A 12,104-nucleotide genomic window follows, 5' to 3' on the forward strand; every position below is an offset into this window, starting at 1 on the left:
TAATTTGCTACAAAACAACAATTTTCCCCAATTTCAATAAATTTTCGTTTGACACTCTACACAAATAATCCCAATATCTGATCTGTTTCAACCAAATTGGAACCGTTTCCATGAAAAAATGAAAACGTTTTCAAATTTAAGGCATTGGCTTCACAAATCGGGCTGGTAAGCGCTAACAAGAAATTCACTCGAAGCATTGTTGAATTTTTGGGCCTTTATTTTTTAACTTTGCGGTGCATCCACTGCAGTTTATTTTTGCATAACTGAAAGGAGTATCTTGCAGCTAAATTTCGATAATCGAAGGTACAAAAGTAAGTACAAATCAAGCATGACACCAACAGCAATACAGATCAAACCATAAAAAAATCGGAGACAAACATGCATCAACAATCAAAGACCTTGCCATACCCAAAAACTAAATTACGTTTAATGAGCATGGCCGTAGCAGGCGCTTGTGCCGCAATTGTGGGCCAAGCATCGGCGCAACAAGCAGCAACAGACACTTCCGCAGATGCGCCTCAAACGGTGGTAGTGACGGGCTTACGCGCCAGTATGCAGTCAACATTGAATCTTAAGCGCGACGCTGACGGTATCGTGGACGGTATCGTTGCCGAAGACATGGGTAAATTCCCAGACACAAACTTAGCTGAATCGTTACAACGTATTAGTGGCGTATCGATCGATCGCAGCAACGGCGAAGGTCAAACAGTGACAGTGCGCGGTTTGGGTCCAGACTATAACTTGGTATTGTTAAATGGCCGCCAAATGCCAACGACCAACTTGGGAGACCGCGGTGGCCGCTCGTTTGATTTCTCTAACCTGTCACCTGATGCTATTTCTCAATTGCAAGTGTACAAAACAGGTAACGTGGACAACGCTGCTGGCGGCATTGGCGCAACGATCAATGTTGTGACTGCACGTCCGTTCGACAATCCGGGCATGCACTCAAGCATCAATATCAAAGCGATCGACGACAAGTCTGGTCAAAACCTGCCTGGTCCAATGGAATTTGGCAAAATCACACCTGATTTTTCTGGCATCTATAGCAATACGAGCGAAGATGGTCGATTCGGTGTTTCTCTGAGCGCAAGCTACCAAAAACGCGATTCAGGCTTCAATACAGCGGGTTCAACTAACGGTTTCCAAGGTCCATTCCTAGCATCAAATGCAACTAGTACAACGGATGGCCACGCTCTGGGAACAACAACTAATGGTCCAACAGGTAATTCGATTTACCTGATCCCACAAAACTTTGCTTACGGCCTAAACAGTGTTCAAAGTACGCGTCAAAATGATCAGCTGGTGTTTCAATTCAAACCAAATAACGAATTAACCACTACGCTGGACTTCACATATTCTGAACACAAAATCCATACGTTACACACTGAAGTCAGTGCATGGTTTAGCGCGTCACCGACTTCGGTCAGTACTTGGCCAAGCGGCAGCGTAGTCACTCCAACCACCTATACCGAAAACTACACTACACCGCAAGACGTGTCGGCTGCAGATGGCGACTACGCGACCAAAACTAAAAACGAATCCATTGGTTTCAACGCTGTTTGGAAATACTCGCCAAAACTGAAATTCACTTTTGACGCGCATCATTCAACAGCAGAGTCCGGCGCTGATAGCCCTTGGGGTAGCGGAAACGACATGTCAAATGCGAGCTTTAGCCGCACATTCTCGACAGTCACTTACGGTCAAACCTTGCCAATCCTGTCCATGCCAGTAAACCTCGCTGCCGCGCCGCTGCAAGCAACTGGTTCTTGGTTCCAAAATGCTTGGCAAAAAGCGAGTGTTAATCAAGCTCAGGTTTCTGGTAGCTGGCACGTAAACGAAGGCTCAAATTTGAACTTTGGCATCGGTCAAACTGATAACACCAACCACAATACGTTCTCGCAAGTTCAGAACAATAACTGCTGGGGTAACTGCGCTTTCCCGGCCGGATCGTTCCCTGCTAGCTTGTATCAATCATTCAGTTTGCCAGGTTACTTCTCCAACATTCCGGGTCATAATTCACCGGGTATTTTTGGTCAATTCTACGTTCCGAATTTTGGTCAGTTACGCGCTCAGACTGCTGCAGTCATGGCTGCAACTGGCAACATCAGTGCTGGTGGTGGCTATTTACCAAGTAATACGCCTACATCGGACAGTCAGATTAAGGAAAACACATCGTCAGCCTACGCTTCATACAGCACAGACTGGGATACAACGATTCCTTTCCATTCAAATTTTGGCTTGCGCTTCGAACACACCAAAGTAACTGCAACCGCGCTCGCACAACCAGCTACTGGCGTGACTTGGGTATCTCAAAACGAATTACCACTGACTTTAGGTGGCCAAGACTACTCGAATACCGATGCGTCCTACGGTAAAGTATTACCAGACGTGAATTTACAATGGGATCTACGTCAAGATCTGAAACTCCGCGCCAGTGTAGGTGAAACGATCGGTCGCGCTCGTTATGACCAGATGCAAGGAAGCTTGTCACTAGGCGGCACCGCTAGCACCTACTACGGTACAGCAAGTGTTGGCAATCCAGCGTTGAAGCCGGTTACATCTAAAAACTTGGATATCTCGGCTGAGTGGTATTACGACAAACAAAGCTTGGTATCCGCTGGTTTCTTCCGCAAAGTCTTGGATAACTACGCAGGCCAAGCGGTGATTAACCAATCCTTGTATGGTCTTCACACACCAGTTGGCGGTGCTTACTACAATGCCGCATTGGCTCACGGTTGCGGTGTTGCAGACACTAACTGTATCCGTAACTACATCCTGACTAACTACAACGGTCAACCGGGTGTTACCGCTACAGGCCCAGCTAACAACGCCGGCATTATTCCAGGTACGATCGCTGGACTGCCGACTGATCCGCTGTTGAACTTCCAAACAGACACTTATGTCAACGAAAAGACAGCTAATCTGAACGGTTTGGAATTCAACGTTCAACACATGTTCGCTAGCACTGGCTTTGGCGTTCAGGCGAACTACACCTATGTTCACTCCCCACTCAAATACAATAATAACAATCTGGATGCATCAACCCAGTTTGCGATTGTTGGTTTGAGTAACTCTGCGAACTTGGTCGGTATTTATGAAGACCAAAACTGGTCAATCCGGTTAGCATATAACTGGCGCGACACGTTCTTATCTTCAACAACTCAACCTGGCGGTGGCAACGGTCCGGTCTACACCAAGGCTTATGGACAGGTTGATACAAGCATTGGCTACTCAGTGAATAAAAACTTGAGCTTCCAATTCGATATCGTCAATTTGAACAATGCGATCCAAAAACAGGTCGGCCGTACAGATCAAGAAGTTGAAAACGTCTATCAAACAGGTACTCGTTACCTCGTCGGTGCACGCTACAAATTCTAATCGTCGGCTTACCGACAACGAGAGCAGCAACTGGAACCGGTTAGCATAGTGCAAACTAACGCTAACCACTAAAACAGGCCGTGAGAAGATTTCCTCTCTACGGCCTGTTTTATACCAAGCCCTGCTGTTGCAATGCCTACTCAACACTTCACGAACAAATCATGGTTGCAGTACAGGACACCTGTCGGGTACGATAGTGCCGATACTTCCAAGCAACAAATTTATCGGACTAATCTAACAAAGACAAACAACATTATCGCGAATAAGGCGGCGCATCCCCATTAAGTAGCGCTCTTGTCCAACGCCCTGGAAGTTCAACAACCCCAGCGATAAGTTGATATTCATTACATATACGGTGACCTACTATGCCTCAAGCTACTTTACTCAATAACATTGACCACAAAAATTTACGCATCATTACCAAACATGGCGCCGACTATGGCGACAATGTCGGTTTCACCAATACATTTCCAGCCGAGTTTCAAAACCTGCAAGCGCACTACCCTATCGTGTTCCGCGAACTCGATGAAAACAATTTCGACGCCATCGCTATATTGGGTCTTACACCCGATGAGAACCTATTTTTAGGCGCGCATGGCTGGGATGCCAGCTATATTCCGGTGATGATTCAACGTCAACCGTTTTTGATCGGTCAATCCGATGATCAGTTGATGGTGCATTTCTTTTCAGATAGCCCAAAAGTCAGCAAGAGCGCCGATGAAGGTGAGCCAGTTTTCTTGGAACACGGCGGCCCAACTCCTTATTTAGAAAACATTAACTCACTGCTATCTGCCATTCATCAAGGTATGAATGACTTGCAAACGTTTATCAAGACCTTGCGCGAGCATGATTTACTCGAATCGTTTGTGGTCGATATTGAACTCAACGATGGATCAAAGAGCCGCCTCGATGGTTTTTACACGATCAAATTATCGGCACTACAAAATTTAAGCGCCAGCACACTAGAGACAATGAATCGCTCTGGCCATTTGCAGTCGATTTACATGGTGATTGCGTCGATGAGTAATTTTGGTTCGCTGGTTTATAGAAAGAACCGCCGGAATGCAGAGCGCGCTTAAACCGATCCGCGAAATAACAGGCATCCGCCCGGAGCAATTAAACGACGACATCCTGGGCTCGACCGAGCCAGTGATTTTGCGCGGCTTGATTGCTTCGTGGCCTATCGTTAAAGCCGCGCAGAATTCGCAGCACGAAGCTGACGAGTATCTGCGCCGCTTTTACCATGATGCGACCCTCACCGTCATGCACGGTGAGCCAGAAATCGAGGGCCGTTTTTTTTATAATGAAGATTTCAGCGGCTTTAATTACGCCTCCTCGCGCGTTCGCTTAGACATGATCTTAGACGCCTTGCGCGAGGAAAGCAGCAAAGCTAAGCCACGTTCAATTTATGTCGGCTCCTCAGCGATCGATAATTATTTGCCAGGTTTTCGCGCCGAGAACAATCTCGCTGCGATTGATGGGTTGAATCCGCTAGTCAATATTTGGATAGGCAATCGGACCCGTATTCCAGCGCATTTCGACTTGCCCGATAACGTAGCCTGCATCGGCGCTGGACGACGTTGCTTCACCCTATTCCCACCCGATCAACTCAGCAATTTGTATATCGGGCCGCTCGATTTAACGCCTGCCGGACAGGCCGTGAGTTTAGTCGATTTTGCCCAACCTGATTTCGACAAATTTCCTAAGTTCGCCCACGCGCTAGAACATGCGCAAGTCGCTGAATTAGAAGCCGGTGATGCGTTATTTATTCCCAGTATGTGGTGGCATCATGTGGAAGCCTTGGATAGTTTCAATATCCTCATCAATTACTGGTGGCGTCAGTCGCCGAGTTACATGGATACGCCCTACAACACATTGATGCACGCCTTGCTGACCATGCGTGATTTACCGCCGCAACAGCGTGTGGCCTGGCAAGAACTATTCCGCCACTATGTGTTTGAAAGTAATGGCGACGAGGTGCAACATATTCCGCCATCGGCACGTGGTATGTTGGCTCCCTTTAATGATGACTCAGCCCGCATGTTAAGAGCAAACTTACTCAATAAAATGAAGCGCTAAAAATAAAGCGCCAGTTCAACAAAACATAAAAATACAAAAACACTCGGAGACCAGACATGACTCAACAACCAAGTTCGCCAGCCGCGACTAAGCCAATCCGCCGCGTCGTCATCGCCGGTGGTGGCACTGCTGGCTGGAGCGTCGCTGCGGCGATCAGCAAAGTGCTCGGTAAAATTTTAGATATCACCTTAATCGAGTCGGATGAAATCATGACCGTGGGCGTAGGTGAGGCCAGTATTCCAGCCATGTTAGCGTTTCATAATTTGATTGAGCTCAACGAGCAAGAATTCATGGCCGCTACGCAAGCGACCTTCAAGCTCGGCATTAATTTTGAAAACTGGCGCGATGTAAAACAAGATTATTTCCACTCGTTTGGTCACACCGGCATCGATCACTGGACAGCAGGTTTCCAACACTTTTGGCATAAAGGTGTCGAGCGCAAATTGGCCAGCGATTTTGGTGATTACTGCTTGGAATTAAAAGCCGCGATGGCCGGACGCTTCGCGCATTTGCCGAACAATAAACTAAATTACGCCTACCATTTGGACGCGACGCTATACGCCAAATATTTACGAAAAATGAGCGAATCGTTCGGCATTAAGCGCATGGAGGGCAAAATCAATAAGGTCGAAACGGATGCAGCAACCGGCCACATCACTTCGTTGCGCTTGGATTCGGGCGTTAATTTAGAGGCAGACTTTTTTATTGATTGCACCGGATTTCGCGCGCTATTAATTGGTGACGCGATGAAGGTTGGTTACCAAGATTGGTCGAACTGGCTGTTCTGCGACAGCGCGGTTGCAGTCCAAACCGAATCGGTCGCCGATGCGATTCCGTACACCCGCTCTATCGCGCACGAAGCCGGTTGGCAATGGCGCATTCCACTGCAACATCGGGTCGGCAATGGCTTGGTGTATTCCACCAAATACATTAACGACGAAGATGCGCAAAAAACCTTGCTGGCCAATATTCAAGGCCCGCTAGTCACCCAGCCACGTATCATCCGTTTTAAACCCGGTCAACGCGAAGCAACGTGGCGCGGCAATTGCGTCGCGCTGGGCTTATCGAGTGGATTCTTAGAACCCTTAGAATCGACTAGCATTTACCTCATTCAACGCAACGTTATTCGCCTGCTGCAAATGTTTCCGACCAACGGCATCAGCCCAACCGACGTTGCCGAATTCAATCGCCAAAGCGATCAAGAAATGGAGCACATTCGCGACTTCATTATTTTGCATTACCACGTCACCAATCGGCGCGATACCCAATTCTGGCGTGATTGCAGCAGCATGAGTATTCCGCCATCGCTGCAACATCGAATCGATTTATTCCGCGAAACCGGCCGCGTGTTCCGCGCTCCGAATGAGCTGTTTGCAGAGAATTCGTGGATACAAGTGATGCTCGGTCAAGGCATCATGCCGCAACAGCACCATCAATCCGCCGACTTAATGGGTGATGCGGAGTTGTCCGGCTTCTTAAATAATATTCGCTCCAACGTCAGCAAAACCGTGGCGCAATTGCCGCCGCATTTAGACTATGTAAAACGTTACGCTAACGGCCAGATGCGTAAATAAGCGCCTTAGAAGTTGTGGACTAAATAAAATTAAAAAGTAGGGAGATCAATTTGCACGCTGCGATGAGTACCACCGAGATTTTTTTATTGGCGATGCTGATAATTTTTACGATTCCTTATTTAATTTGGCGCGTGGGCAAAACCGAGTATTTCGCTCCGCTCGTCGTGGTACAAATCATTACCGGAATTCTGCTCGGCCCCGGGATTCTCGGCGCAATTTTCCCTACTTATTATCAGTTTGTTTTCAATCCAAACGTCATTCAATTATTAACAGGCATCGCCTCTTGGGCGGTCATGATTTTTGTCATGATCGCTGGAGTTGAGCTTGACCTGAGCAAGGCCTGGGAATATCGTCGGGAAGGCTCACTCACCGCCGCGTTAGCGCTTGGCACGCCGCTGCTATTCGGCTGCGCTGCCGCTGCAGTAATGCTGACTTACGACGGCTGGGTCGGTCCCAAAGGCATGACATGGCAATTTATTCTTGGCATCGGCATGGCATGCGCTGTCACCGCCCTGCCCATCCTGATCTTGTTCATGGAAAAGCTCGACATCCTGCGCCAACCGATAGGCCAGCGCATCTTGCGTTATGCCAGTTTGGATGACATCGCGATTTGGGGCGTGCTAGCGCTGATCCTATTGGATTGGACGCGGGTTGGTCGGCAGGTCGGCTTCTTGTTAGCCTTCATCGTCGCGGCCTATGTATTCCGCAAAATCATGATTCGACTGCAAGAACGCGATCGGTGGTATGTGATGTTTATTTGGCTGGCAGCTTGTGGTTTTGCTGCCGATTGGGCGGGATTGCATTTTATGGTGGGCGCATTTTTATCTGGCGCGGTAATGGATGCGAAATGGTTTAACCAAGAAAAAATGGACTTGCTACGCAACCACGTTTTGCTAGGAATTATGCCGGTTTTCTTCTTGAGTACTGGTTTAAAAACCAATTGGGCAGTTGGCGGTTGGGCGGTGTTTATCGCGGCAGGATTATTGTTAGTCGCCTCGGTCAGCGGCAAGCTAGTTGGAACTCAACTTGCTGGAAAAATCCTGCAATGGGAAAAAGGCGAAGCGTCCATTATCGGATGGCTGCTGCAAACTAAAGCCTTAATTATGATTATTTTCGTCAATATTTTGCTGGATAAAAACATCATCACCAACGAAACCTTTACTGCGTTATTGCTCATGGCTGTTGCGAGTACGATGTTGACCGTGCCTATGGTTGCGCCAAAATTGCAACGCATGCAGGCGTTGATTTCCAAAGCAAAATAATGTTGGGGATGACTGTGTAAAAGCGTCATCCACTTACCCAATAATCCCGTTCATAGAATGCATTCGGCCACCATGTTTAATCCCAAACCAACGATTCAACTCATCCCAATTGCGGGTCACACGCCGATTGTGATCATTGATGATTTTTTGCTGCATCCGGATGCGTTAGTGGCCGAAGCATGTCAAGCGCGCGATAAGTTCACCAACGCGCCGAAGAATGCATTTCCTGGGCTTGAATTGCGCATGCCGGAGTCGTTTTCATCTCGGCTCAACGATTTCTTCATTCAACATATTAGCAAGCTGCTTGGCGCAAGACGCAGCCTCAGCATGTTTAGCCGCCTATCCATGATCACGCTCGCGCCCGATGAATTAGCGCGCAGTCAACGCATCTGCCATCAAGATCAAATCAATGAATCTCCGCAACATTGCTTTGCTGCGTCAGTGCTGTATTTATTTAAAAATCCGGAGCTAGGCGGCACTAGTTTTTATGCCCCCAAAATCGATCAAGCGCGGATTAAGCAGTTGTACATCAACCCTTCTGCTTGGGATGAATTGCCGGAACAGGAAGCCACAGAGTTGTTCGGTACGAAGCCGCATTACATGACCGAATCTAATCCGTATTTTGAATTGCTTGGCAACGTCGAAGCTAAATGGAATCGGGTGATTTTTTATGACGGCTCGATTTTTCATTCTGGGCATATTACCAAACCCGAATTACTCAGCCGCGACCCTGCCCAAGGTCGATTAACGATTAATGGCTTCTTTACCTGCCGCAAAGCGCTGGGCTAATCCCAAATAGATGAAACTAAACCGATGAAAATTATGTTGATACAGAAACTGCAGCGCGCAAAGTTGTACACGGTTTTCCTTGCCATCCAATGTTTATGCTTAGTCAGTGCCTGCGGAGGCGGTGGCGGCGGTAGTGCACAAGCCGCACCGACCACTCCGAGTGCGCCTAATGCCCCAGCCACTCCACAAACCATTGCCGCGCCAACGATTACCGCCACTGCCGCGCAAAACGGCGCCGTGATTATTTCAATGAGCAGCACAACATCGGGCGCGGCGATTTACTACAGCACTGATGGAAGTACGCCAACAAGTAGCTCACTGATCTATAGCGCGCCATTGTTGGTAGCCAGTCCACAAACAATCCACGCGATCGCAGCCAGCGGCACAACAACTAGCAGCCTAACCAGCTATCAATTCACCAGCGCGATTGCTGCGGGCACCTTGGTATGGAGCGATGAATTTACCAATACTAGCGGATTAAACGCCGCGCCCAATCCAACGACTTGGCAATTTGAATCCAAAGCGGGCGGCTTTCAAACCGTCAACAACGAGCTTGAAGTCTATTGCGCGTGGGCCTCGCTAGCCTCTCCTTGCAATAGCACCCCAAATACTTATGTGGGTGCCACCGACGGCTATTTGCACATCATCGCGCAGCAACCTAGCAGCGGGGTGTACACCTCAGGACGCATTAAAACCGAAGGTCTGCTCGGCATTAATTACGGTCGCGTAGAAGCAATGATCAAACTACCCGAGGGCCAAGGTTTATGGCCTGCGTTTTGGCTTTTGGGTGGCAACATCAATACAGTTGGCTGGCCGGCCTGCGGCGAGATGGACGTGATGGAACACATTAACGCACCGACACCGGATTGGATTGCAGGCACCGTACACATGACGGGCGCCTCCGGCTCATCGGGAATATCAAGCCATTACGGCGCTTCCGTTGCGTCGTTTTCCGCATCGGGTTGGCATGCCTACGGGATGATTTGGAGTAAAGGAAAAGTACAGTTTTATGTCGATAGTCCAAGCAATATTTACGCGACGATTCAGGCCTCTTCCTTGCCTGCTGGCGCTGTTTGGCCGTTTGATTCGGGACAAGCGAGTTTTATTTTATTGAATCTGGCGGTGGGTGGAAGTTGGCCGGGCTCACCCAACAGCAGCACCGTATTCCCGGCCGAAATGCTGGTTGATTACGTGCGGGTCTATACCAATTAATCGGAAATCCAGCCTTGCCGCCATTTAGTTTCATCCTGAAGTTCACGCCAATGAATTTGGTGTGACTTCTTGGAATAGACCGCTTCAATTTCAAACAGCTCCAACGGCGCGTTTGGATCGTCGGGACGAATAATTTTCGAGATTAGAAAGTGTTTGTTCTTATCAATCGGCTTAACCGCAGTCCACTTGGAGAGCAACAATTTTGCCGGATTTAGTTTCCTAATCATCCTTAATTCCCTCAACACTAAAATACAAAGTCACCGCATCACTGACAAACGGCGTGTAACTATCCATCTTGTAATCGCTACGCAAAATTTTGGTGTAGCCGTTCGCACCGCACGCCTTTTTCAAATACAACAGCATGAAGCGGCAATTGAAATGCGTGACCTCAATCGTGACCGGCTTAGTGGTGTCTTTCACGGTCAAATTGCCTTCGATCTGCGCGAGTTGATCGTTATCGAAGATGAATTTGGTGGAGTTAAACACAATCTTGGGAAACTGCTGCGCGTCAAAAAACGACGAAGAACGCATGATTTTGTCGAACAATTCTGTACCGGTGCTGACCGAGTTAGCGTCGATTTCAATCATAATCCGACCGGTCTTGGCATCTTGGTCTAACTCGATAAAGCCGCTACTTTTATCGAACCGTCCGCGCTGGGCTGATAAGCCCCAATGTTGGTATTCAAAACTACTGAAAGTATGCGTCGGGTCGATGGCGAAGTGCTCGGCAGCGCTGGCCGAACCGGCACAGGCTAGCGCCGCTAATAATAGTAATTTCGCTACATTTAATGCTGACATGGGGATTCCGTACAAAAAATGTAATTTATTTGGGGTGGGATAATGCGTTGATGTTGCATCGTATCACTTTTTTGGATTAGGCTTGGGGAGGGGAAATTGGCTAGTCGCTTGGGATGAATTGTTCGCGTTGATCATCACTCGCTGAAATTATTTAGCAGCGCGGATAAATTTAAACGCTCAGTATCAGAGGTAGCCGTGTTCCTGTAGGGTGGGATTGTTGGCCGATACGCAAACGTCGTTACGCAAGCGCTGATTATGCTCATCGAAACCCTTGCAGCACCTCGGACAGCGCATCTATTTTTTAAAAATAATCGGCCGAAATAGTGTGAGGCAGATTGAGTGCAATACACCCATGTTATTCGCCTAATAGGTGAGATTTATATTTGCAGCGCTCTTCGTGTTAGATCAAACAAATAAAAACAAAACCGTTCAACCAATTTCAGTAAATGACCTACTCGATACTTCTAATAATTTTTTGGCTCGCACTTCTCTTAGCCGCGCAACAGCGAATCTGGCATATCGCCCTGCTCGGATTTCCGGGAGTGGTGCTGCACGAATTAATGCATTTTCTTGTCGGCTTAATTTTGTTCGCCAAGCCGACCTCATTTAGCTTAATTCCTCAGCGGGTAAAAAACGGCTGGCAGTTTGGTTCGGTATCGTTCCGTGGGCTTAACTTTATCAATGCTGCGCCTGTCGCCTATGCGCCGCTGTTGCTGGTTGGCGTGGCTTGGTTTGCCTTTCATCATTGGATGCTGCCCTTGTTTTTTGCGGGGCAATATTTCGTTTGGATCGCAGCTGGTTATTTAATTGCATGCGGACTTTTTTCGAGCATTCCGTCTTCAACCGATGTAAAAGTCGGCGGCATCTCGACCTTGTTTTGGCTTACTCTCGGCGCCGCTGCGTTCTACTGTCATTATTATTTGCACTGGCCAAGCTGAACTTTATGGGGTAAATGAATTCAACCTGTGAACGCGCACTGATTTATACTCCTTGCACTTGAACTCACAAACAC

10 protein-coding genes are annotated in these 12,104 nt (G+C 48.0%); 8 read left to right on the top strand and 2 right to left on the bottom strand.

Translation table 11 applies throughout. The features are described from left to right. Positions 1-378: 378 nt before the first annotated feature. The 7 genes from E2I14_RS08515 (at position 379) to E2I14_RS08545 (ending at position 10,294) form a co-directional block, all read left to right on the top strand. On the top strand, positions 379-3,378 hold the full coding sequence (locus E2I14_RS08515) for a TonB-dependent receptor (RefSeq protein ID WP_133327443.1): 3,000 nt from the start codon (positions 379-381) through the stop codon (positions 3,376-3,378). Positions 3,379-3,743: 365 nt separating this feature from the next. Further along, positions 3,744-4,457, top strand: a complete 714-nt coding sequence (locus tag E2I14_RS08520; RefSeq protein WP_133327445.1) for a SapC family protein — start codon at positions 3,744-3,746, stop codon at positions 4,455-4,457. Beyond that, a complete protein-coding gene (locus tag E2I14_RS08525; RefSeq protein ID WP_133327447.1) occupies positions 4,441-5,457 on the top strand; it encodes a cupin-like domain-containing protein in 1,017 nt (338 codons plus the stop codon). The genes E2I14_RS08520 and E2I14_RS08525 overlap by 17 nt, the downstream gene beginning before the upstream one ends. A gap of 56 nt (positions 5,458-5,513) precedes the next feature. After that, the gene (locus E2I14_RS08530; protein WP_133327449.1) at positions 5,514-7,031 is read left to right on the top strand and encodes a tryptophan halogenase family protein; all 1,518 of its coding nucleotides are present in this window, start codon (positions 5,514-5,516) and stop codon (positions 7,029-7,031) included. A gap of 62 nt (positions 7,032-7,093) precedes the next feature. Further along, positions 7,094-8,293 (top strand): cation:proton antiporter, encoded by a 1,200-nt coding sequence (locus E2I14_RS08535; protein WP_206105607.1) that lies wholly within the window; start codon positions 7,094-7,096, stop codon positions 8,291-8,293. A 72-nt stretch (positions 8,294-8,365) separates the two neighbouring features. Then, complete coding sequence (locus tag E2I14_RS08540; RefSeq protein ID WP_133327453.1) at positions 8,366-9,082, top strand: DUF6445 family protein; 717 nt, start codon at positions 8,366-8,368, stop codon at positions 9,080-9,082. 33 nt (positions 9,083-9,115) lie between these two features. Then, positions 9,116-10,294: a family 16 glycosylhydrolase gene (locus tag E2I14_RS08545; RefSeq protein ID WP_165967796.1), complete on the top strand. Its 1,179-nt coding sequence runs from the start codon at positions 9,116-9,118 to the stop codon at positions 10,292-10,294. On the opposite strand, the gene E2I14_RS08550 is transcribed toward E2I14_RS08545, so the two are convergent. Together E2I14_RS08550 and E2I14_RS08555 are read right to left on the bottom strand one after the other, a co-directional pair. Beyond that, positions 10,291-10,521: a TIGR02450 family Trp-rich protein gene (locus E2I14_RS08550; protein WP_227544671.1), complete on the bottom strand. Its 231-nt coding sequence runs from the start codon at positions 10,519-10,521 to the stop codon at positions 10,291-10,293. The two genes, E2I14_RS08545 and E2I14_RS08550, sit on opposite strands and share 4 nt — an antisense overlap. Beyond that, the gene (locus E2I14_RS08555; RefSeq protein ID WP_133327457.1) at positions 10,514-11,092 is read right to left on the bottom strand and encodes a YceI family protein; all 579 of its coding nucleotides are present in this window, start codon (positions 11,090-11,092) and stop codon (positions 10,514-10,516) included. The genes E2I14_RS08550 and E2I14_RS08555 overlap by 8 nt, the downstream gene beginning before the upstream one ends. A gap of 560 nt (positions 11,093-11,652) precedes the next feature. On the opposite strand from E2I14_RS08555, the gene E2I14_RS08560 reads away from it, so the two are divergent. Continuing rightward, the gene (locus tag E2I14_RS08560) at positions 11,653-12,030 is read left to right on the top strand and encodes a hypothetical protein (protein ID WP_165967797.1); all 378 of its coding nucleotides are present in this window, start codon (positions 11,653-11,655) and stop codon (positions 12,028-12,030) included. Positions 12,031-12,104 lie beyond the last annotated feature (74 nt).

This window comes from Sapientia aquatica, from assembly GCF_004358105.1.
In the GTDB taxonomy this organism is placed as follows: Bacteria; Pseudomonadota; Gammaproteobacteria; order Burkholderiales; family Burkholderiaceae_D; genus Solimicrobium; species Solimicrobium aquaticum.